Origin of the sequence: Kitasatospora sp. NPDC004615, from assembly GCF_042873545.1 — a bacterium.
Classification (GTDB): domain Bacteria; phylum Actinomycetota; class Actinomycetes; order Streptomycetales; family Streptomycetaceae; genus Kitasatospora.
Map to the genome: position 1 here is coordinate 266,964 of NZ_JBIALQ010000009.1, position 22,941 is coordinate 289,904.

The following is a 22,941-nucleotide window of genomic DNA, read 5'->3' on the forward strand; positions in this document are numbered from 1 at the left end:
GGGCCGGATGGCCATGGGGGGCCGGGGCGGGCTGTGGGGGCCGGTGAGCTGGATGTTTCGGGCGAGGAGGCTCCGGTGCAGGCGCGGGTGTCGGTGGCGGCCGGACGTCGGCTGAGGCAGCAGTTGGAGCAGGGAACGGCACTGCGTGAGGTGCTCTACCACCCCGCGGCGCTGACGGCGCGCCGGACGGCGGCCCGGACGGCCCGTCAACTGGCGCCGCGCGCCGCGGACCGGTTCATCGCCGACATCAAGGGAACGGACCCGCTGCTGGCCTCGGTGCGAGCCGAGCGGCGGGCGGGCCGGCGCGGCAGTTCGCTGCGGCTGGCGGCGACGCTGTCGGCGGCGGCCGTGGTCGGCGGGCTGCTGATCCCCGCGCAGAGTGTCGCAGCGCAGCCGGGCGGCCGGCAGACGGTTTCCGCCGAGGTGGACGTCCCGGGTGCGGCCGAGGCGCCGCTGCCGCTGGGTTCGCTGGCGGACCCCCAGGTGTTCCCGCGCCCGCAGCAGTTGCGGCCGGGCGGCAAGCCGGTGGCGGTGCCCAAGCGGGCGACGCTGGTGATGGCGGACGGCGCGGACGGCCCGGCGGTGGACGCGGTGCGCGCGCTGCTGACCAGGGCCGGCGCCGCCGAGGTGGAGACCGTCCCGGAGGCGCCGGCGACGCCGGCGGCGGGGTCGCTGGTGGTGTACGTGGGCGGCCCGCGCGAGGGCGCGGGCGGGCCGACCGACCGGGCGCTGCGCTCCCTCGCGACGGCGGCGGGCCTGAAGGACACCGAGGTACCGGCGCTGACCGGCCTGCCGTCCGGCGGCCACCTGCTGGCGGTGGGCCAACTGCCCACCGCGGGCGGCGCGTACGGCGCGGTGGTGCTGGCGGGCATCGACGGCGAGGGCACGTTCTACGCGGCGCAGAGCCTGGCGCAGCTGCTGGCGCCGATCGGCCCCGGTCAGGGCCAGGGCGCGGCGGGCGACAAGGGCTTCCCGGGCGTGCTGGTGCGGGACTGGCCGACGGGTGCGGCGGTGCGCGGCACCGCCGAGTCGTTCTACGGGGAGCCGTGGAGCCCCGAGCAGCGGCTGGCGGCGGTGGACTTCCTGGGCCGCACCAAGCAGAACTTCTTCCTGTACGCGCCGGGCGGCGACCCGTACCGTTCGCGGCGCTGGCGCGAGCCCTACCCGGCCGACCAGGTACGGGAGTTGACCGAGCTGGCGGGCCGGGCCCGGGACAACCACGTGACGCTGGCGTACTCGGTGAACCCGGGGCAGTCGTTCTGCTTCTCGTCCGGCAAGGACCTGGACGCGCTGATCGCGAAGCTCGACGGGCTGCGTCAACTGGGCGTCCGGGCGTTCCAGTTGGACTTCGCGAACGTCTCCTACGACGAGTGGCACTGCGGCACGGACCGCCGCAAGCTGGGCACCGGGCCGGCGGCGGCGGCGAAGGCGCAGGCCGCGGTGGTGGCGGCGGTGCAGAAGCGGGTGGTGGCGCCGCACCCGGAGCTGGCGCCGCTGTCGGTGGTGCCGACCGAGTTCCAGAAACAGGGTTCGACGCCGTACCGGGCGGCGCTGGCGGCGGGGCTGCCCGCCGAGGTGCAGGTGGTGTGGAGCGGCGGCGCGGCGATCGCCAAGCAGGTCACGGGCGCTCAGCTCACCGAGACCGCCGAGCTGTTCCGCCGTCCGCTGATGACGCTGGACAACTATCCGGTGAACGACTCGGCGCCGGACCGGCTGTTCCTGGGCGGCTACGGCGGCCGCGATCCCGAGGTGGCGCAGCGCTCGGCGGTGCTGCTGACCTCGGCGATGAGCCAGCCGGTGGCGTCCCGGATCCCGCTGGCCACCGCCGCCGACTTCGGCTGGCAGCCGGGCGGCTACGTGCCGGAGCGTTCGCTGTCCTCGGCGCTGCGGCTGCTGACGGCCGGCCCGGCGCAGCGGGCCGCGGTGGCGGCGCTGGCGGGCAACAGCGCGTCCTCGCCGCTGGTCGACAAGGAGTCGGCGTACCTGGCGCCGCTGGTGGAGCGGTACTGGGCGACGGTGGAGCCGGCCTCGGGCGCGCCCGCCGACCAGGCGAAGGTCAAGGAGGCGGCGCAGCCGCTGCGCGAGGCCTTCGCGGTGATGGCGGACGCCCCGAAGACACTGGCGGGCGACCCGCTGGGTACGGACGCCGCGCCGTGGCTGGCCCGGCTGGCGGCGTACGGCGCGGCGGGCCGGGCCGCGCTGGACATGCTGACCGCGCAGCACGCCGGCGACGGCACCGCGGCCTGGCAGGCCCGGCTGGAGCTGGGCCGGCAGCGCGCGGTGCTGGAGCAGAACCCGGTGACGGTCGGCAAGGGCGTGCTGGACGCGTTCCTGGACCGGGCGACGAAGGCCGCCGACACCTGGGCGGGCATCACCACCGGCGCCTCCCCGACCACCACCCTGGGCACCGCGCACGACCACGGCCCGGCGCTGATGGCGGACGGTTCCGCGACGACGTTCTACTGGTCGTCGGCGCCGCCGCAGGTCGGCGACAGCTTCGGCCTGGACCTGGGCACCGCGAAGCCGCTGGGCACCGTGACGGTGCTGATGGGCGGCCACGGCGACGACCCGGACTCGGCCTCGGCGGCCGACGACTACCTGCACGACGGGGTGCTGGAGTACTTCAGCGGCTCGGGCGGCTGGCAGCCGCTGACGACGGTGCACGACCAGCGGGTGGTGATCGCGAACGCCCCGGCGGGCGCGGTCGCCAAGGCCGTGCGGCTGCGCGCCACCGGCGGGCAGAAGACCGCCGTCGCGGTGCGCGAGTTCACCGCCGGCGCGCCGAACGCGGTGGACGCCGAGGTCAGCGGCCCGCCTGCGGTTCCCGGCTCGTCCCCGGAGGCGGTGCTGTCGGGCGACCCGGACTCGGCGTTCCGGGCGGCGGCCCCGCCCAGCGCGGGCGACGCCCCGCTGACCGTCGAACTGGGCACCGCCCGCCCGCTGGACCGGCTCACCGTACTGACCGACCCGGCGGTGCGCGCCGAGGCGACCGTGCAGGTGCGGCACCCGGACGGCAGCTGGGCCGACCTCGGCCAGGTCCGCCCCGGCTACAACGAGCTGCGCGCCGACGGCAGCCAGGTGGACGCGTTCCGCATGGTGTGGCGGCCCGGCGGCGAGGCCCCGGTGGTCAACCAGGTGATCCCCTGGTACGCGGACGTCCCGGCGGCCCGGCTGACGCTGGCCGAGCCGACGCTGGACGTGGTGACGGGCGCCGCCCCGGTGCAGACCAGGGCCACCGTGGAGTCGGGCCGCCCGGACGCGCTGACCGGCGAGCTGAAGGCCGAGGTCCCGGCCGTCGCCAAGGGCCTGACGGTGGCGCCGGCCGGGTCCGTGACGGTGCCGCGCGGCGGCAAGGCGGGCGCCCCGGTGCAGGTGTCGGCGGCCGCCGACACCCCGTCGGGCACCTACCGGGTGCCGCTGGTGTTCACCGCGGGCGGGGTCACCGTCCGCCAGGAGCTCCAGGTGCACGTGGTCCCGCCGACCGGCGGCCCCGACCTGGCCCGTTCCGCCAGCGCGTCGTCCTCGGGCGACGACAGCGGCAAGACCCCGGCGGCGGCGATCGCCGACGGCAACCCGAAGACGTCCTGGAAGGCCCCCGCGAAGGACGACGCCTGGGTGCAGCTGCGGCTGCCGCAGCCGACCCGGCTGGGTGCGGCGGTGCTGCACTGGGGCGACGCGTACGCCTCCCGCTACCGGGTACAGACCTCGCCCGACGGGCTGGTGTGGACCACCGTGGCGGTGGTGGACAACGGGCAGGGCGGCACCGAGACGGTCCGCTTCGACGCCGCCGACGCGCAGTACCTGCGGGTGCAGGGCGTCAGCCGGGCCGGCCGCTACGGCTACACGCTGTCCGCGGTCGAGCTGTACGGCGTCACCGGCTAGGTCTGTCGGCCGGACAGGCCGTGGTCACCGGCCGGCCGAATACACGGTGGGCCGCCGACGCTCCCGCTGCGGGGTGCGCCGGCGGCCCATGAGGCGTACCGAATGTCGTGTCGGGCAGGCCCTTGTCTGGTCAGGCGGAGAGCGGAGCGTGCTGCTCGCCGCGTCGGACGGGACGGGTGCGGACCGGGGACGGAACGGCCAGCTCCGGATGGTCGTGGTGCTCGAAGTCCCGGAACTGGTCGAGGCCGCCGTACGGCTCCAGGTAGGGCCGCCAGCGCGGATCCTTGATCCCGGTGCCGATGACCCGCCAGGCCAGGCCGCTGGGCGCGGCCGGGGGGCGCTTCATCCGCCAGCCGAGGTCGGCGAGGTGCCGGTCGGCCTTGGTGTGGTTGCAGCGGCGGCAGGCCGCCACCACGTTGTCCCACCGGTGCTGACCGCCCCGGCTGCGCGGGATCACGTGGTCGACACTGGTGGCGGCAGCCCCGCAGTACACGCACCGCCCGTGGTCGCGGGCGAACAGCGCGCGCCGGGTGAGCGGCACGGGGCCTCGGTAGGGAACCCGCACGAAACGGGTCAGCTTGACGACGGACGGCGCCGGAACGGCGCTGGTGGCGCTGTGCAGAGTGGTTCCCGCGTCCTCCAGGGCGATCGCCTTGTGGTTGAGGACCAGGATGAGTGCGCGTCGCATCGAGACGACACCGAGTGGCTCGTACGACGCGTTGAGGACAAGGACATGCGGCACGGGGCCTCCTTGGACGCCTGCGGCGCGTGGCTCGCGCCGAGTCGAGCGGGCGATCGTGACCCCTGCGGGACGCGATCTCCCTCAGTGTCGCCTTACGCCCTCGTACGACGCCACCATTTCTCTGTGAACGGGCCGCACGCCCGGGTGGACCCCGCACTGCCGCCCATAGGCGGTATGCCCAGCTCGGGGCCCACCTGCACCCACCGTGGCCGGGGCGGCGCGGACGGTGGCCGGAACCGGTCTGACGGGCCGTCCGGGCGGGTGAACGGGGGCGTGGGGGCCCGCACGGCAGGCCCTAGAGTGGGGCGATGCTCGCCGACTCTTCCCCCGACCCCACGACACCGACGTTCAACCTGCCCACCAGTGCCGCCGATGTGACCGACTCCACCCGGCAGGCCGCCAGCTGGCTCGACGACAACTGGCAGGGCTGGCTGATCGACGGGCTGCGGATCGTTTTCATCCTGCTGCTCGCGCTGGTACTGCGGGCGGTGGTCCGCAAGGTCATCGACAAGCTGGTCGCCCGGATGGGCCGCCCCGCCGAGGCGGACAACGACCACGGCGTGATCGGCGGGCTGCTGGCCAACAGCGGCGTCGTCAACACCGAGCGCCGCCAGCAGCGTTCCGAGGCGATCGGCTCGGTGCTGCGCTCGGTGTCGTCCTTCAGCATCCTCGGCACCGCCTCGCTGATGGCCCTGTCGGTGCTCGGCGTGGACCTCGCGCCGCTGCTGGCCTCCGCCGGTGTGGCGGGTGTGGCGATCGGTTTCGGCGCGCGCAACCTGGTCACCGACTTCCTCTCCGGCGTCTTCATGATCATGGAGGACCAGTACGGCGTCGGCGACGAGATCGACACCGGCGTCGCCACCGGCACCGTGCTGGAGGTCGGCCTGCGGGTCACCAAGCTGCGCGGCTCCGCCGGGGAGATCTGGTACATCCGCAACGGCGAGGTCAAGCGGATCGCCAACATGAGCCAGGGCTGGGGCACCGCGTCGGTGGACGTCCAGGTCGGCTACAAGGAGGACCTGGAGCGGGTCGAACTGCTGGTCACCGAGGCCGCCGAGCAGCTCTCCAAGGAATCCCCCTACGACGAGCTGATCTGGGGCCGGGTCAAGGTCCTCGGCATCGAATCGGTCGCCGTCGACTCGGTCGAGCTGCGGATCGAGGCCCGCTGCACGCCCGGCAAGTCCGCGCAGGTCTCCCGCGCGCTGCGGCTGCGCATCAAGGCCGCGTTCGACCTGGCCGGCGTCAAGCTCAAGGAGGAGGCGGCGGCCGCCGTCCCCGCCCAGGCCCCCGCCCCCGAGATCCTGCCGCCGTCCGCGCTGGCCGACCCCAGCTCGGCGCGGTCGCTGGCGGCCAAGCCGATACCGCCCCTGGCGTAGGCGCTTCTGCCGTACAACGACGGCCGGGGCCCGGGGAGTTCGCACTCTCCGGGCCCCGGCCGTCTGCTGTCGCGGGGCGTCAGGCGCGGCGCCTGCGGACGGCGATCAGGACGGCGGTGCCCAGCGCCAACAGCGCCGTACCGCCGGTCAGGGCGTACGTCAGGACGGTGTCGTTCGTGCCGGTGTAGGCCAGGCTGCCGCCCGACGGCTGCGAGCCGTTCTGCGACGGCTGTTCCGGCTTCGGGGTGGGAGCCGGGGTGGTGGGGGGCGGGGGGATCAGCTGGTTGACGGCGGTGGTGGTGATGCCGGCGTCGAGGTGGTCGTCGTCGAGGACGACCGGGCCGAGGACGGGCTGCTCAGGGGTCTGGTAGCCCTTGGGCGGGGTGACCTCCTGCCAGTAGTACGTGCCCTTGTCGGCGTTGGCGGTGCAGGTGCCGTCGTCGCCGGTGGTGCACGGGTCGCCGACCTTGGTGTCGGCGTCCTGCTGCAAGCCCTCGGTGTCGTTCGACTCCCGCCACAGCTGGAACACGGCGCCGGGCAGCGGCTTGCCGTCCTGGTCGTGCTTGACCAGGCGCAGCGCGCCCTGCTGCTGCATGAAGCCGAAGTCGAAGCTGTGGTCGTTCTGACCGGGGCCACCGGTCTTCAGCGCCCGCTCGACGTAGGTACCGCCCTTGGGAATCGTCCCGTCGGAGTCGATCAGGCGGCTGTCACCGACGTTCGCCTTGGTCGGCACCCAGTGGTACAGCGGGCCGCCCTTCGCGTAGTCGGCGGGGTTGTCGAGGCGGATCGTGTAGGCGGTGTTGGGCTTGAGGCCGCCGGTGACGTCGGTGTTGTCGAAGTAGTACTCGCCGCGCGGACTGGTCTTGGTGGTGCCGACCTTCTTGCCGTCCGCGTCGTACAGGTTGACGGTCGCGCCCGGAACCGGCTTCTGCTGCGGCAGTTGGAGGCCGGAGCGCTCCGGGTCGTACCAGACCCGGTTGCCGATCTGGAGCGGCGCCCGGTCGCAGAGCACCTCCAGGTCCGCCATGGCCGCGCCCTTGCCGAAGCTGGAGCGGCCGTCGGAGAGTTCCTGGCCCATGCCCGGGTCCTTCTCGCCGGTGCGCAGGGTGAACATGGTGCCGGCGGTGACGATGTGTTCGAGCACGTCGTAGCCGGAGCTGGCGATGGAGTTCTCGACCTTGGAGAGCGCCATGCCCGCGTACGTGGCATAGGTGTGCGAGTTGTTGAGCCGGCTTACGTCGTAGAAACCCTTGCCCCGGGTGGTCATCCCGCAGCCGAGGTTGACGTCCAGCACGTAGCTTTCACCGGACTTGCACGCCTTGTTCAGATCACCCGACGCGAGCGCCCTCACGCCGCCCGGCGGGGCCGGGTTGTCGGCACTCGGGTAGAAGTTGGCCTGGTCGGGATAGCGGTCGCGGAAGGACAGCAGCATGGAGCCGTCGGTCTCGAAGCCGATCTCGCCGAGCTCGGGCTGCCCGTAGAAGTTGCAGGTTCCGCTGGTCGGCCTGGCGTCCGTCCACGGGTACCAGTAGTAGCCGGAGCAGATCCTCGCCGGAGTACCCCGGTGGTCGAGCGGCTGGTTGAGGACGGCGGCGCCGAACTTCCCGGTGGCCGGGTCGAACGGCAGCACGATCGCCCGCAGGTCGCCGAGCTTCTGGGTGGACTGGCCCGAGCAGACACCGCCGAGGTACCCGACACCGTCCTGCATGCCGAGGCCGAACGGCCGCCAGTCGTCCGCCGACGGGCAGTCGGCGGGGGTCGGGATGCTGTAGACCGCCTTGGGCTTCTCGGCCGTGGCCGTGGTCGCGTCGTAGCGGTACAGCTTGCGGTTGTTGAGGTTGACCACGTACAGGTCGTGGCCGTCCTCGGTGAGCTTCAGCCCGCCCAGGCTCTCCTTGCCGGGCGCCGCCATGAACGCCGGGTCGAGGTCGCCGCCGTGTGCGCTGCTGCCGGCGTCCGGGACGGTGGTGAACAGCTTGGTGGTCTTCGTCGCCGGGTCGGTGACGTAGATCGCGCCCGGGCCGCCGGGGCCGTAGCGGGTGTCGCGCTTGGCCTGGGCCGAGCTGAACAGGCGCCGGCCGTCCCGGTCCCAGGCGATACCGAACACGTTGCCGGTGTCGGTGGCGGTGCTGAGGTCGGTGACGTCCTTGTTGATGCCCCGGGACCGGTACGGGTAGCTCAGCAGGGTCCGCTTGCCCGCCGGGTCGATGATCGCGGGCTGGCAGGCCGTCGCCAGCGGGGCGTTCTGCTGGCAGTAGTCGGACGGGTTCCACAGGCCGGTCGTCAGCGTGGCCTGCTTGCCCGCCGACAGATCGACGAACTCGATGTTGCTGCTCAGCTTGTCCGGAGCGGTCAGTCCTTCACGCGCAGCGAACGCCGGGTACAACACACCGGGCTTCGGATTGACCACGTCCACGCGGTACTTGCCGCTGGTGGTGGCCTTGGTGGGCTTCAGCGTCACCGTGCCGTCGGCGGCCGTCACCGCCGTCCGCACCGCGCCGTCCTCGCCGGTCAACGTCACCGTCACCCCGGCCATGCCGGGCTCCAGCGCCGGGCTGTACGTCCCGCTCTCGTCAACGGCGCGGACCACCCGCACCGTCACCGAGCCATCCGCAGTCGCGGCGGGCGCGGAGACCGCCGGGCCCGTGGCTATCCCGGCCGCCAGCAGAGCGGCCAGCGCGGCAGGACGCCGATAACCGCTTCTCTTGATTTGCACCTTCTCCCCTCCTGTCGCGGCGCCCGCTCCCCCCGGAGCGGACGTCGATGTGTCGGAGGTTAGCGGTCCAGCGCGAACTTCGGAACTTGGCCCTCCACTTCCGCCGCCACAGAACAACAGGCGGTTGTGGCCGCCGGCTTGACGAGGACTCAGGCTGTTCCTCGCTCGGACCGGAAAGGGCCCCGGGAGAGTGTCCCGGGGCCCGCCTCACTGCCGCCGGGGCGTCAGTGGGTGCGGCGCTTGCGAACCGCGATCAGCAGACCCGCGCCGGCGACGAGCAGGATCGCTCCGCCGACCAGGGTGTACGTCAGGACGGTGTCGTTCATGCCGGTGAAGGCCAGGCCGCCCGAGGGCTGCGACGACGGCACCGGGGTGGGCGTCGGGGTCGGGGTGGGGGCCGGGGTGGTGGGCGGCGGGGGGATCAGGTGGTTGACGGCGGTGGTGGTGACGCCGGCTTCGAGGTGGTCGTCGTCGAGGACGACCGGGCCGAGGACGGGCTGTTCGGGGGTCTGGTAGCCCTTGGGCGGGGTGACCTCCTGCCAGTAGTACGTGCCCTTGTCGGAGACGGTGTGGCAGGTGCCGTCGTCGCCGGTGGTGCACGGGTCTCCGACCTTGGTGTCCGGCTTGTCACTGTCGGCCTGGAGGCCTTCGGTGTCGTTGGTCTCGCGCCACAGCTGGAACACGGCACCCGGCAGCGGCTTGCCGTCCTGGTCGTTCTTGACCAGGCGCAACTCGCCCTGCTGCTGCATGAAGCCGAAGTCGAAGCTGTGGTCGTTCTGGCCGGGGCCGTTGGTGGTGAGCTTCCGCTCGACGTACGTGCCGCCCTTGGGGACGGTGCCGTCGGAGTCGATCAGGCGGTTGTCGCCGACGTTGTCCTTGGTCGGGACCCAGTGGTACAGCGGGCCGCCCTTGGCGTAGTCCGCCGGGTTGTCCAGGCGGATCGTGTACGCGGTCTTGGGCTTCAGGCCGCCCGCGACGTTGGTGTTGTCGAAGTAGTACTCACCGTGCGGCGTGGTCTTGGTGGTGCCGACCTTCTTGCCGTCCGCGTCGTACAGGTTGACGGTGGCTCCCGGAACCGGCTTCTGCTGCGGCAGTTGGAGGCCGGAGCGCTCGGGGTCGTACCAGACCCGGTTGCCGATCTGGAGCGGCGCCTTGTCGCAGAGCACTTCGAGGTCGGCCATGGCCGCGGCCTTGCCGAACTTCGAGGTGCCGTCGGTGAGTTCCTGGCCCTGCCCGGGGTCCTGGGCTCCGTTGCGGAGGGTGAACATGGTGCCGGCCGACCACGCGTGGTCCATCACGTCGTAGCCGGAGGTGGCGATGGAGTTCTCCACCTTGGACAGCGCCATGCCCGCATAGGTGGCGTAGGCGTGCACGTCGCCGATGCGCCGGGTGTCGTAGAAGCCCTTGCCGCGGGTGGTGATCCCGCAGCCGAGGTTGACGTCCATCACGTAGGTGTCGCCGGACTTGCACGCCTTGTTGAGGTCACCGGAGGCGACCGTCAGCATGTACTCGGCGCCGAAGACCGCGCTGGACTGGTCGGAGTAGCGGTCGCGGAACGAGAGCAGCATGGAGCCGTCGGTCTCGAAGCCGATCTCGCCGAGCTCGGGCTGCCCGTAGGTGTAGCAGGTGCCGTCCGTCGGCTTGGTGTCCCGCCACGGGTACCAGTAGTAGCCGGAGCAGACGCTCGCGGGCGTGCCGCGGTGATCCATCGGCTGGTTCAGCACGGCCGCACCGAACTTGCCGGTGGCCGGGTCGAACGGCAGCACGATCGCCCGCACGTCGGCGAGCTTCTGGGTGGACTGGCCGGAGCAGACACCGCCGACGTACCCGACACCGTCCTGCATGCCGAGGCCGAACGGCCGCCAGTCGTCCGCCGACGGGCAGTCGGCGACCGGAATCGGGTACACGGCCTTCGGCGCGGACGCGGTGGCCGCCGTGGCGTCGTAGCGGTACAGCTTGCGGTTGTTTAGGTTGACCACGTACAGGTCGCGGTTGTCCTCGGTGAGCTTCAGCCCGCCGAGGCTCTCCTTGCCGGCCGCGGTCAGGTAGGCGACGTCGCCGTCGGCGGTGTGCGGGGTGTTGCCCGCGTCCGGGACGGTGGCGAACAGCGAAGTGGTCTTCGCCGCCGGGTCGGTGACGTAGATCGCGCCCTCACCGCCGGGGCCGTAGGGCGCGTCGCGCTTGGCCTGGGCGGAGCTGAACAGCCGCCTGTCGTCCCGGTTCCAGGCGATGCCGAAGACGTTGCCGGTGTCACCCGAGGTGCTGATGTTGGTGACGTCCTGGTTCACGCCCCGGGACCGGTACGGGAAGCTCAGCAGGGTGCGCTTGCTCGCCGGTTCGGTGAGCGCGGGCTGGCAGGCGGTGGCCAGCGGGGCGTTCTGCTGGCAGTAGTCGGACGGGTTCCACAGGCCGGTGGTGACGGTGGCCGTCTTGCCCGCCGACAGGTCGACGAACTCGGTGTTGCTGCTCAGCTTGTCCGGCCCGCCCGCGAGACCCTCGTGGGAGGCGAACGCCGGGTACAGCACGCCCGGCTTCGGATTGACCACGTCCACGCGGTACTTACCGCTGGTGGTCGACTTGCTCGGCTTCAGCGTCACCGTGCCGTCGGCGGCGGTGACGGCGGCACTGACCCTGCCGTCCTCGCCGGTCAGCGTCACCGTCACGCCGGCCATGCCGGGCTCCATGGCCGCGCCCGACCACGTCCCGCTCTCGTCCACCGCGCGGATCACCCGCACCGTCACCGAACCGTCCGCGGTGGCGGCGGGCGCGGAGACCGCGGGGCCGGTGGCGATTCCGGCGGCGAGTAATGCCGCCAGTGCGGCGGAGCGCCGGTAGCCGCTTCTCTTGAGTTGCACGTTCCTCCCCTCCTCTTGTCGGCGCCCGCTCCCCCGGAGCGGGCACACGATTCAACGGAGGTTAGCGTGTCCGGGTCGGGCTTCGGAACAGTGCCCTCCGCTTTCCCCACAAAGGGGTAACGAGCTTTGTTGACAAGGTGACTGACGGTCCGTCAGTTCAAGGAGTCCGGGCTCACCCCACCCGCCCCTGCCGAAACTCCGGCAACGAACGCGCATCCGACCGTTGACAACCGCGCCCCGGCGATTGGAAACTTTCCTAACAGTTGGCCGCGTCGGCGTCACCGGATGGAGGATGATCGGGCCCGTGACCACCCAGAAGAGTTCCCGTTCCCCGCTGGCCGGCACGCCCAGCCTGCTCCGGGCCATAAACGACCGCGCCGCGCTGGAACTGCTGCTCGCCAACGGCCCATTGTCCCGCACCCAGATCGGCAGCCTGACCGGCCTGTCGAAGCCGACCGCGTCCCAGCTGCTGGCCCGGCTGGAGGCCGCCGGCCTGGTGGTGCCGGTGGGGACGACCGCGGGCGGGCCGGGGCCCAACGCCCAGCTGTACCAGGTGAATCCGGCGGCGGGGTACGTCGCGGGGCTGGACGTGACCAGCACGACGGTGCGGGTCGCGGTGGCCGACATCACCGGGGTGACGCTGGCGGAGCATCAGGTGCCGTGCAAGGGCTGGCCGGCGGCGAAGACGGTGGAGCGGGTCGCGGAGGCGGTCGCCGAGACGGTGCGCCGCGCGCAGCTCCCGCCGGGTTCGCTGCGCGAGGTGGTGATAGGGATCGGCGGCGCGCCGGACCCGGTGACCGGCAAGCTGCGGTACGCCTCGCACCTGCCGGGCTGGCACTCTCCGCGCCTGCTGGAGGAGTTGGCGACGGCGATCGGCGCGCCGGTGTCGATCGAGAACGACGTGAACCTGGCCGCGGTGGCCGAGCAGTCCGTGGGCGCGGCGGCCGGGTGCGAGGACTTCGTGCTGCTGTGGGCCGAGGAGGGCATCGGCGCGGCGATCGTGCTGGCGGGCCGGCTGCACCGCGGGTTCACCGGCGGCGCGGGCGAGGTCGGCTACATGCCGGTGCCCGGCGCGCCGGTGTCGTTGAGCGCCCGCCGGAAGCACTCCGGCGGGTTCCAGGACCTGGCCGGCGAGCCCGCGGTGCTGGCGCTGGCCCGGGTCCACGGGCTGCGCGACGCCGACGCGGCGCAGGCGGTGGCCGCGGCCCTGGACGCCCCGGAGGGCGAGGCGTTCCTGGCGGAGCTGGCCGAGCGGTTGGCGGTCGGGCTGGCGGTGATCGCCTCGGTGGTCGATCCGGAGCTGGTGGTGCTCTCCGGGGGGACGCCGACCGCCGGCGGTGAGCGCCTGCGCGAGCTGGTCCAGCAGGCGCTGGGCCGGATGTCGATCCCCCGGCCGGAGGTCCGGCTGTCCGCCCTCCCCGGGTCGCCCGTCCTGGCCGGTGCGCTGCAGCGCGCGCTGGCGACCACCCGGGACGCCCTGTTCAGCACCCGCTGAGACCACCGGTACGAGCAGCACGAGAACGTCCGCCCCGCACGTCCGATCCGCACGTTCCGCTCCCCTACCCCCGCACGGGTGCCGGCCGCCCGGTCCGCCGCCCGTACCCCTCGTCAGGAGTGCAATCCCGTGGACACCACCCGCAGCTCCCCACGCGCCCGCCGCCCGCTGGCCGCGCTCGCCGCCGCGCTCTGCACGGCCGTTCTGGCCTCCGCCTGCACCGGCACCGACTCCGGTGGCGCGGAGGACGGTTCGGCGTCCGGGCAGGACGTGACGATCACCTTCTGGCACGGCTGGAACCAGGACAACGAGGTGAAGGCGATCAACGACAACGTCGCCGCCTTCGAGAAGCTGCACCCGAACATCCACGTCAAGGTGCGGGGTGACATCGCCGACGAGAAGAGCGAGCAGGCGCTGCGGGCCGGCGGCCCGGACGCGCCGGACGTGGTGTCCTCGTTCAGCACCGACAACGTCGGCAAGTTCTGTTCCTCGCACGTGTTCGCGGACCTCGGGCCGATGCTGGCGAAGGACGGCATCGACCCGGCGAAGACCTTCCCGTCGGCGATGCTCAAGTACAGCCAGTACCAGGGAAATCAGTGCACCCTGCCGCTGCTCGGCGACGCCTACGGCCTGTACTGGAACAAGACCGCGTTCGCGAAGGCCGGGATCAGCGGCCCGCCGAAGACGTTCAGCGAATTCGCCGAGGACGCCGCGAAGTTGACGATCCCCGGCGGCGACTCGTTCCAGCAGCTCGGCTTCATGCCGAACTACCACGGCTACGAGACGCCAATCGCGCACTACCTCGGCCAGTTCGGCTCCAGCTACTTCGGCCCGGACGGCAAGTCCAACGTCGCGACCGACCCGACGGTGGCGGCCGAGCTGACCTGGCAGAAGCAACTCGTCGACCGGCTCGGCGGGTTCGAGAAGCTGGAGAAGTACCGGACGAGCTTCGGCGACGAGTACAGCGCGAAGAATCCGTTCAGCACCGGGCAGGTCGCGATGAGCCTGGACGGCGAGTGGCGGGCCGCCGCGCTGGCCGACGACAAGCCGTCCTTCGAGTGGGCGACCGCGCCGTTCCCGGTGCCGGACGAGCTGGCCTCCACCTACGGGCGCGGCTACCAGACCGGCACCATCATCGGTGTCGCCAACGGTTCGAAGAAGCGCACCGCGGCCTGGGAGTTCGTCAAGTACCTGACCACCGACACCGACGCGGTGGTGTCCTTCGCCAACGCGATCCACAACGTGCCGAGCACCCTGGCCGCGCTGGACTCGCCGAAGCTGGAGGCCGACGCGAACGTCAGGACCTTCCTGGACATCGCGCGCAACCCGAACTCCTCGACCACCCCCGCCAGCGTCAACGGCGGCGCCTACCAGATCTCGCTGCAGAACCTCAGCTACGAGGTCGAGTCCGGCAAGATCACCGACCTGAGGGCCGGGCTCACGGCCACCGCCAAGGAGATCGACGACGCCGTCGACCAGGCGAAGAGGTGACGGTCGTGAGCACCCCCGTCCCGCCGGCGCTGCGGGCCAAGCGCCGGCGGGAGCGGGCCAGGACGCTGGCGTTCCTGTCCCCGTGGCTGATCGGGTTCGGCGTCTTCTTCCTGTACCCACTGGTCTCGACGGTCTACTTCTCGTTCACGCACTACGACGGGTTCCTCGCGCCGACCTTCTCCGGCCTGCGGAACTGGGAGTACGTGTTCACCAAGTACCCGTCGTTCTGGAAGGGCCTGGGCAACACCCTGTGGCTGGTCACCGTGATGGTGAGCCTGCGGGTGGTGTTCGGCCTCGGCATCGGGATGCTGATCACCAAGGTGAAGTCCGGCGCCGGGTTCTTCCGCACCGCCTTCTACCTGCCCTACCTGGCGCCGCCGGTGGCCGCCACCATGGCGTTCGCGTTCCTGCTGAACCCGGGCACCGGCCCGGTCAACCACCTGCTGGGCGAGCTGGGCCTGCCGCAGCCGGGCTGGTTCAACGACCCGGCCTGGTCGAAGCCGGCGCTGACCCTGCTGGCCATGTGGGGCATCGGCGACCTGATGGTGATCTTCATGGCGGCGCTGCTCGACGTTCCCAGGGAGCAGTACGAGGCGGCCGAACTCGACGGCGCGAGCGCCTTCCAGCGGTTCCGGTACGTCACGCTGCCGAACATCTCGCCGATCGTGATGTTCGCGGTGGTCACCGGGGTGATCCAGACCATGCAGTACTACACGCAGGCGATCGTCGCGGGAAAGGTCGCCTCCGGTGTGATCGGCGGCTCCGGGCAGCAGTTCGAGCCCGGGTACCCGTCCGGTTCGACCTGGACGCTGCCGCAGATGGTCTACAACCTCGCCTTCCAGCGCTCCGACTACGGCTCGGCCTGCGTGGTCGCGGTGATCCTGTTCGCCCTGTCGATGGCGTTCACCTCGCTCCTGCTGCGCCGCAGGTCCGGATTCCTGGCGGAGGACTGATCCCCGATGACACTCGCCCCCGTCCTGCCGCGCGAGGCCGCCGCCCCGGTCTCCACCGCCGGCCGCACCGCCCGCCGCCGGGCCGCCCTCCACTGGGTGGCCGTGCACGCGCTGGCGATCGCCGCCGCGCTGTTCTTCCTGCTGCCGTTCGTGTTCGTCTTCCTCACCTCGGTGATGACGGACCACCAGGCGCTCACCTCCGACCTGTGGCCCACCCGCTGGCAGTGGTCGAACTTCGAGAAGGTCTGGAACACCCCCGGCTTCCTCACCTGGTGGCGCAACACCCTGCTGTACGCGGCGGCCGGCACCGCGCTGACCGTCGCCTCCAGCCTGCCGGTGGCGTACGCGCTCGCCAAGTTCCGCTTCCGGGGCCGCAATCTGGCGCTGATGGCGGTGGTGTCGATGATGATGCTGCCGCCGCAGGTCACGATCATCCCGATGTACCTGTTCTGGGCGAAGCAGCTGCACCTGACCGGCTCGCTGTGGCCGCTGATCGTCCCGATGGCGTTCGGTGACGCGTTCTCCATCTTCCTGCTGCGCCAGTTCCTGCTGACGATTCCCCGGGAGTACCTGGAGGCCGCCCGGATCGACGGCTGCGGCGAACTGCGCACCCTGCTGCGGGTGGTGCTGCCGATGGCGAAGCCCGCCGTCGCCGCCGTCGCGCTGTTCCAGTTCTTCTACTGCTGGAACGACTACTTCGGCCCGCAGATCTACGCCAGCGACAACCCCGGCGCCTGGACGCTGAGTTACGGCCTGGAGTCCTTCAAGGGCGCCCACCACACCAACTGGAACCTCACCATGGCGGCCACGCTGCTGGTGCTGGCACCGGTGATCGTTCTGTTCTTCTTCGCGCAACGCGCCTTCATCGAAGGCGTCACACTGACAGGGGTCAAGGGCTGATGTCCGCACTGAAGTTGGCAATCGTCGGCGGAGGTTCCACCTACACGCCGGAGCTGATCGACGGGTTCGCGCGGCTGCGCGACACCCTGCCGATCGGCGAACTCGTGCTGATCGACCCGGCCGTGGACCGCCTGGAGCTGATCGCCGGGCTCGCCCGCCGGATATTCGCCAAGCAGGGCCACGACGCCGTCGTCACCACCGCCACCGACATCACCGCCGGCGTGCAGGGCGCCGACGCGGTGCTGCTCCAGCTGCGGGTCGGCGGGCAGGCGGCACGCAACCAGGACGAGACCTGGCCGCTGGAGTGCGGCTGCGTCGGCCAGGAGACCACCGGCGCGGGCGGCCTCGCCAAGGCGCTGCGCACCGTCCCCGTGGTGCTGGACATCGCCGAGCAGGTCCGCCGCACCAACCCGGACGCCTGGATCGTCGACTTCACCAACCCGGTCGGCATCGTCACCCGCGCCCTGCAGACCGCCGGGCACAAGGCCGTCGGCCTGTGCAACGTCGCGATCGGCTTCCAGCGCAAGTTCGCCGCCCACCTCGGCGTCGACCCGGAGCTGATCCGCCTCGACCACGTCGGCCTCAACCACCTCACCTGGGAGCGCGGCGTCACCCTGCTCGACGCCCCGAACGCCGCCGGCGGCCGCGAGGTGCTGCCGCAGCTGCTCGCCGAGCACGGCGCGGCCATCGCCGCCGACCTGCACCTGCCGCAGCCGGTGATCGAACGGCTCGGCGTCGTCCCCTCCTACTACCTGCGGTACTTCTACCAGCACGACCAGGTGGTGGAGGAGCTCAAGGTCAAGGGCTCGCGGGCCGCCGAGGTCGCCGCCATCGAGCGGCAGCTGCTGGAGATGTACGCCGACCCGACCCTCGACACCAAGCCCGAACTGCTCGGCAAGCGCGGCGGCGCGTTCTACTCGGAGGCCGCCGTCCAGCTGATCGCCTCGCTGCTCGGCACCGACGGCCGCACCACCGTGCAGGTGGTCAACACTCGCAACGACGGCGTGCTGCCGTTCCTGCCCGACGACGCGGTGATCGAGGTCCCCGCCGAGGTCGACGCCACCGGCGTCCGCCCGCTGCCGCAGCGCCCCGTCGAGCCGCTGTACGCCGGCCTGATCGCCAACGTCACCGCGTACGAGCACCTGGCACTGGACGCGGCCCTGCACGGCGGCCGCGACCGGGTCTTCGACGCGCTGCTCGCCCACCCGCTGATCGGCCAGCTCGAGCTCGCCGACCAGCTCACCGACCGGCTGCTCGCGCACAACCGCGACCACCTGAGCTGGGCGTGACCGGCGGCATGGGAACGATCAGGCACCACCACGAAGAGAGCGGCCGATGAGCCCCGTCGCACACCTGCCCGGCGTCCTCGCGATAGACGCCGGCAACAGCAAGACCGACCTCGCCCTGGTCGGCGCCGACGGACGGGTCCTCGGCACCGCCCGCGGCGGCGGCTTCCAGCCGCAGAACACCGGCTTCGAGGCCGCGGTCGCCGCCCTCGCCCCGCTGGTCGACGACGTCGCCCGGCAGGCCGGCATCCCGCTGCGGCCCGGCGGGCAGCCGCTGACCAGCCACGTCAGCGCCTGCCTGGCCAACGCCGACCTGCCGGTCGAGGAGCAGCGGCTGCACGAGGCGATCACCGCGCACGGCTGGGCGCCGTCCGTGCACGTCGCCAACGACACCTTCGGCCTGCTGCGGGCCGGCACCGACGGGCCGCTCGGGGTGGCCGTGGTGTGCGGCGCCGGCATCAACTGCGTCGGCCTGCGGCCGGACGGGCGCACCGCCCGCTGGCCCGCGCTCGGCAAGCTCACCGGCGACTGGGGCGGCGGCGGCGGACTCGCCGACGCCGCGATGTGGCACGCCGCCCGCGCCGAGGACGGCCGGGGCGGGCCCACCCTGCTCTCCCCCATGATCGGCGCGCACTTCGGCCTGGCCGGGGCCAACGCGGTCGCCGAGGCCATCCACCTCGGGCAGCTCGCGCTGCCCCGGCTGCACGAGGTCTCCCAGGTGCTGTTCGCGGCCGCCGAGGCCGGCGACACGATCGCACTGTCGCTGGTCGACCGGCAGGCCGACGAGATCGTCCGGTTCGCGACCATCGCGCTCACCCGCCTCGACCTGCTCGACCGGCCGGTCCCGGTGGTCCTCGGCGGCGGCGTGCTCGCCTCCCGGCACCCGCTGCTGATCGACAACCTGACGGCCCGCCTGGCCGCCGCCGCCCCGCTCGCCGAACCGCGCATCGTGGTCGCCCCGCCGGTCCTCGGCGCCGCCCTGCTCGGCCTCGACCACCTCGACGCCGACCCCGCCGCCCACCGCCGCCTGCGCGACGCCTACCCCACCACCCACCCGGTCGCGGCCTGACGGCCCGCCACCGCACGGACGCCGCCGCCGGGAGCAGGTCGCCCGGCGGCGGCGTGCTTTCGGGCCTTGACCTTCACCTTCGGGGAAGGTCCAGCATCGGTGGTGCCGGACACCGGTCCGGTACGAGGAGGCGGGGATGGAGCTGCTGACCATCGGGGCGTTCGCCCGGACGGCCCGGCTGTCGCCGAAGGCACTGCGCCTGTACGACGAACTGGGCCTGCTGCGGCCCGCCGAGGTGGACCCGTTCACGGGCTACCGCCGGTACGCGCCGGGCCAGTTGGAACAGGCCAGGCTGGTGCTGTGGCTGCGCAGGCTCGGCATGCCGCTGGCCCGGATCCGGCTGGTGCTGGCACTGGAGCCCGCCCGGGCGGCCGAGGAGGTCGCCCGGTACTGGGAGTCGGTGCGGGCCGAGACCGAGGCCCGCCGGGAGCTCGCCGCCCTCCTCGTCGACCACCTCTCAGGGAAGGCCACCACGATGGACACGACGACGAGTACCCTCCGGATCCGCTACGCCGCCCGAACGGACGCGGGCCTGGTGCGCGAACGCAACGACGACGCCGCGTACGCCGGCGCCGGACTGATCGCCGTCGCCGACGGCATGGGACCGCAGGGCGGCGGCGGGTCGGCCAGCGCCGCCGCGATCGAGGCGCTGAAGGAACTGGAGCTCCCCGCCGGGGAGTTGCTGAACGTCCTGGAGGACGCCGTCGCCCGGATCGACGGCCGGGTCGGGGCGGCGTCCGAACTCCCGGACACCGGAACCACCCTGACGGCGATGCTGTGGTCGGAGCCGCAGCTCGCCCTGGTGCACATCGGCGACTCGCGCGCCTACCTGCTGCGCGGCGGCGAGCTGTTCCAGATCACCCACGACCACACCCTGGTGCAGTCGATGGTCGACGACGGCCGCCTCACCCTGGCGGAGGCCGCCTCGCACCCCCAACGCACCCTGCTGGTACGGGCGTTGACCGGCTCGGGCGACAACCGCCCGGACGTGTCGCTGCACACCGCCCGCGCGGGCGACCGCTACCTGCTGTGCTCGGACGGACTGTCCAGCTGGGTCTCCGACGACGCCCTGCACACCGTGCTGAGCACCGTCGCGGTGCCCGAGCAGGTGGTGCAGCAGCTGGTCGCGCTGGCCAACCGGGCGGGCGGGCCGGACAACATCGCCTGCGCGGTCGCGGACGTCGTGGCCGACCCCGAGGAGGGAGCTCCACGCAGGTGACGGTACGTCACCGGGGTGACAGGTTCCGCTATCGCATCTCGATTGGGGAAAATCTCGCCGAACTGCGCGGGATGCCCCGTTCTGTCCGTTGAACGGCACCTCGCGGGGCGGCTAGCGTCGCGCACTCACAGCGTGTCCGACGGGGGTGCGCGCGGAGACCGGGAGCCGATGCCAGATGGCGATCCGTAAGTCCACCATGCAGGAGCAGGTCGCCGCGGCGATCGCCGCGATCGAGCCGAACGACCGTCCGGTGGTGACCTTCCACACCATTTCGGGCCCGAGCCCGTGGCTGATGAGCCAGCTCGGCCTGATCGGCCAGCTGTTCATCAAGTACTACTTCGTGACCGTGACCCACCGGGTCGTCACGGTGCACCGCGCCTCCCGGATGAGCAACCGCCCGCAGGAACTGGTGCACGTCATCCCGCTCGACCAGGCCCGCGCGTCGATCAGCGACGTCAACCGCGCCACCCTGTGGAGCTCGCTGAAGTTCCAGTTCCCGGGCGAGCCGAAGGTGACCCGCCTGAACATCGGCCGCTACTGGCGCAACGAGCTGGACACCTTCGTCAACGCCCTGTTCAGCGGCGGCCCGGCCGTCCCGCCACAGGGCCAGCCGTACCCCCCGCAGCAGGCCCAGCCGTACCCGCCGCAGGCCCCGGCCGTCCCGCCGCAGGGCCAGCCGTACCCGCCGCAGCAGGCCCAGCCGTACCCGCCGCAGGCCCCGGCCTACCCGCAGCCGGGCCAGCCGGGCGCCAACCCGTACCAGTCCTGACACACCGCCGAGGCGCCCGTCCGAACCCGGACGGGCGCCTCGGCGTATATCAGTCGCGCATCAGGGGCCTCAGCGCAGCTGCGCGGCGGCCCAGTCGGCGAGCAGCCGGGCACAGCCGTCCACGGACGCCTGCCAGCTGAGCTCCGCGCCGTCGCCGGCCTCGTCGCTGACGTGCTTGACCAGGCGGACGGGCAGCCCGGCGCGGCGGGCGACGGTGGCGATCGCGTAGCCCTCCATGTCCACCAGGTCGGCGGCGCGGGCGAGTTCGTCGCGCTCGGTGTCGGAGGAGACGAACCGGTCGCCGGTGGCGAGCACCGGCCCGGCGGAGCCGAGATCGATCGGGCCGTCCATCGGGCGGCCGGTGAGCTGCTCCAGCAGCGGGGTGTCCAGGTCGTGCTGGAGCACCCGGCCGATCTCGTGGGTGCCGGCCAGGCCGGGCCGCAGCGCCCCGGCGGTGCCGAGATTGACCACGGCGGACGGCTTCGAGCCGCCCGCCAGCACGGTGGCCAGCGCGGCCGCCGCGTTGACCTTCCCCATGCCGGTCAGCAGCACCGGCAGCGCGGCGTCCAGGTACGCGGCCTCCTCGGGCAGCGCGAGGACGAGCAACGGGCGGTCGGGGGTGACGGTTCCGATCAGGCGCATGACCGAAAGCTTACGAGGACCCGGAACCGTCCGCCGTCGGCCACGCGTCGCAGCGGGCGCGGACCGCACCGCGGCCGAACGGGAACAAAGAGATCAACTCCCGCTCAAGTCAGGTGTGGTGGACGGCGCGGCCCGCCATACTGCGGGGTGACGGGGGACGTCGGACGGGGAGGTCGGACGGTGGCAGCACCGGCAGTGACGAAGCAGGCGGGCGCACCCGCGCCCGCGGCGGCTCGCGAACCGGGGCCGGTGGCCCGGCTGCGCAGCGCGGCGGCCACCCCGCCGGGGCGGCTGCGCGCCGCGGGCGCGGTACTGGCCGCGCTGATACTGCTGTTCGGCACGGTGGCGGTGTGGCAGTCCGCGCACCGGTCCCGGGCGGCCGGGCAGGTGGTGTCGGCCAGCGGCCCGCTCAGCCAGGACGCCGCCGAGATCCACCGCCGGCTGGCGGACGCCGACGCGACCGCCGCCGCCGGATTCCTGCTGGCCGGCAACGAGCCCGCCGAGGTCCGCGCCCGCTACCAGGACGACCTGGCGACCGCCGCCCGGCTGCTCGCCGAGGCCGCGGGCCGCAGCGGCGGCTCGGCCGAGTCGCAGCGCGCGCTGGCCGAGCTCAACCAGCAACTGCCGCGCTACGCGGGCCTGGTGGAGACCGCCCGGGCCGTCGACCGGCAGGGCCTGCCGCTCGGCGGGGCCTACCTGCGGTACGCCTCCGAGCTGATGCAGGGCACCGTGCTGCCGCAGGCGCAGCGCCTCGCCGACGCCGAATCGGCCCGCCTGCACACCGACCACCTCAACGCCGGGGCGGTCCCGTGGACGACGCTGGCGCTCGGTGTACTGGCGCTGGCCGCGCTGGTCCGTTACCAGGTGCTGCTGTTCCGGCGCACCAACCGGGTGTTCAACCTCGGGCTGCTCGGCAGCTCGCTGGCGGTGCTGACCGCGCTGCTGTGGCTGATGACGGGCACCGTGACGGCATACAGCGACCTGGCGGCCAGTCATGCGTACGGCACCCGGCCGCTGCAGGACCTGAACGAGGTGCGGATCGCGGCACTTCAGGCGCACACCGCGGAGAACCTCGACCTGGTGGCCCGAGGCGCCAGCGACAAGTACACCAAGCAGTGGGACAGCCTGGTCGCCACGCTCGGCGCCGACGTGCGCACCATCGGTTCGGTCAGCGGGTTGGCGGTCGGCGCAGAACCGGATCCTGCGGCGGTCGGTCCGCTGACCGAAGCCGAGCGCGCGTTCCGGCAGTGGCAGGACCGGCACAAGGACGCCGCCGCGAAGAACTCGGCCGGCGACTACGAGGCCGCGCTGCAACGGACGTTGACGGCGGGCGGCACCGACACCGCGGACGCCGCGTTCCGGGCCGCCGACGGAAAGTGGGCGGCCGCCGCACAGGTCGAGCAGGACGCGTTCGCCCGGGAGGCGGGCGGCGTGGACGGCGTGCTGGCCGGCCAGGCGGTGGCCGCCGGAGTGCTGACCGTCCTGGGCGCGGCCGCCGCACTGCGCGGCATCGGCCGCCGACTGGCCGAGTACCGGTAGAGGGGGG

The 22,941-nt window shown here is 72.6% G+C and carries 15 protein-coding genes; 11 read left to right on the forward strand and 4 right to left on the reverse strand.

Annotated features, from left to right (window positions below):
* Positions 1–75 precede the first annotated feature (75 nt).
* Entirely contained in the window at positions 76–3,882 is a 3,807-nt protein-coding gene (locus ACFYS8_RS29350; RefSeq protein WP_387646542.1) for a beta-N-acetylglucosaminidase domain-containing protein, read from the forward strand.
* Positions 3,883–4,012: 130 nt separating this feature from the next.
* On the opposite strand, the gene ACFYS8_RS29355 is transcribed toward ACFYS8_RS29350, so the two are convergent.
* The gene (locus ACFYS8_RS29355; RefSeq protein ID WP_387646544.1) at positions 4,013–4,624 is read right to left on the reverse strand and encodes an HNH endonuclease; all 612 of its coding nucleotides are present in this window, start codon (positions 4,622–4,624) and stop codon (positions 4,013–4,015) included.
* A gap of 308 nt (positions 4,625–4,932) precedes the next feature.
* Here ACFYS8_RS29355 and ACFYS8_RS29360 point away from each other — a divergent pair, with 308 nt between their 5' ends.
* Positions 4,933–6,000: a mechanosensitive ion channel family protein gene (locus ACFYS8_RS29360; protein WP_387646546.1), complete on the forward strand. Its 1,068-nt coding sequence runs from the start codon at positions 4,933–4,935 to the stop codon at positions 5,998–6,000.
* 79 nt (positions 6,001–6,079) lie between these two features.
* Here the strand turns inward: ACFYS8_RS29360 and ACFYS8_RS29365 are convergent, their stop codons facing one another.
* Together ACFYS8_RS29365 and ACFYS8_RS29370 are read right to left on the reverse strand one after the other, a co-directional pair.
* Positions 6,080–8,716, reverse strand: a complete 2,637-nt coding sequence (locus ACFYS8_RS29365; protein WP_387646549.1) for an SdrD B-like domain-containing protein — start codon at positions 8,714–8,716, stop codon at positions 6,080–6,082.
* A gap of 224 nt (positions 8,717–8,940) precedes the next feature.
* Positions 8,941–11,571 (reverse strand): SdrD B-like domain-containing protein, encoded by a 2,631-nt coding sequence (locus ACFYS8_RS29370; RefSeq protein WP_387646552.1) that lies wholly within the window; start codon positions 11,569–11,571, stop codon positions 8,941–8,943.
* 304 nt (positions 11,572–11,875) lie between these two features.
* Here ACFYS8_RS29370 and ACFYS8_RS29375 point away from each other — a divergent pair, with 304 nt between their 5' ends.
* The 8 genes from ACFYS8_RS29375 (at position 11,876) to ACFYS8_RS29410 (ending at position 20,753) form a co-directional block, all read left to right on the forward strand.
* The gene (locus ACFYS8_RS29375; protein ID WP_387646555.1) at positions 11,876–13,066 is read left to right on the forward strand and encodes an ROK family transcriptional regulator; all 1,191 of its coding nucleotides are present in this window, start codon (positions 11,876–11,878) and stop codon (positions 13,064–13,066) included.
* 129 nt (positions 13,067–13,195) lie between these two features.
* Positions 13,196–14,557: an extracellular solute-binding protein gene (locus ACFYS8_RS29380; RefSeq protein WP_387646556.1), complete on the forward strand. Its 1,362-nt coding sequence runs from the start codon at positions 13,196–13,198 to the stop codon at positions 14,555–14,557.
* Positions 14,558–14,562: 5 nt separating this feature from the next.
* Positions 14,563–15,510: a carbohydrate ABC transporter permease gene (locus ACFYS8_RS29385; protein ID WP_387646558.1), complete on the forward strand. Its 948-nt coding sequence runs from the start codon at positions 14,563–14,565 to the stop codon at positions 15,508–15,510.
* A 6-nt stretch (positions 15,511–15,516) separates the two neighbouring features.
* The gene (locus ACFYS8_RS29390; RefSeq protein ID WP_387646561.1) at positions 15,517–16,410 is read left to right on the forward strand and encodes a carbohydrate ABC transporter permease; all 894 of its coding nucleotides are present in this window, start codon (positions 15,517–15,519) and stop codon (positions 16,408–16,410) included.
* An 8-nt stretch (positions 16,411–16,418) separates the two neighbouring features.
* Positions 16,419–17,699, forward strand: a complete 1,281-nt coding sequence (locus tag ACFYS8_RS29395) for a 6-phospho-beta-glucosidase (protein WP_387646681.1) — start codon at positions 16,419–16,421, stop codon at positions 17,697–17,699.
* 46 nt (positions 17,700–17,745) lie between these two features.
* Positions 17,746–18,765 (forward strand): N-acetylglucosamine kinase, encoded by a 1,020-nt coding sequence (locus ACFYS8_RS29400; protein ID WP_387646562.1) that lies wholly within the window; start codon positions 17,746–17,748, stop codon positions 18,763–18,765.
* Positions 18,766–18,901: 136 nt separating this feature from the next.
* Positions 18,902–19,984: a MerR family transcriptional regulator gene (locus ACFYS8_RS29405; protein ID WP_387646563.1), complete on the forward strand. Its 1,083-nt coding sequence runs from the start codon at positions 18,902–18,904 to the stop codon at positions 19,982–19,984.
* A 175-nt stretch (positions 19,985–20,159) separates the two neighbouring features.
* A complete protein-coding gene (locus tag ACFYS8_RS29410; protein WP_387646565.1) occupies positions 20,160–20,753 on the forward strand; it encodes a hypothetical protein in 594 nt (197 codons plus the stop codon).
* Between the two features lie 69 nt (positions 20,754–20,822).
* Here the strand turns inward: ACFYS8_RS29410 and ACFYS8_RS29415 are convergent, their stop codons facing one another.
* Positions 20,823–21,395 (reverse strand): nucleosidase, encoded by a 573-nt coding sequence (locus tag ACFYS8_RS29415; RefSeq protein WP_387646568.1) that lies wholly within the window; start codon positions 21,393–21,395, stop codon positions 20,823–20,825.
* A 180-nt stretch (positions 21,396–21,575) separates the two neighbouring features.
* Here ACFYS8_RS29415 and ACFYS8_RS29420 point away from each other — a divergent pair, with 180 nt between their 5' ends.
* The gene (locus ACFYS8_RS29420; protein ID WP_387646570.1) at positions 21,576–22,934 is read left to right on the forward strand and encodes a hypothetical protein; all 1,359 of its coding nucleotides are present in this window, start codon (positions 21,576–21,578) and stop codon (positions 22,932–22,934) included.
* Positions 22,935–22,941: the final 7 nt, after the last annotated feature.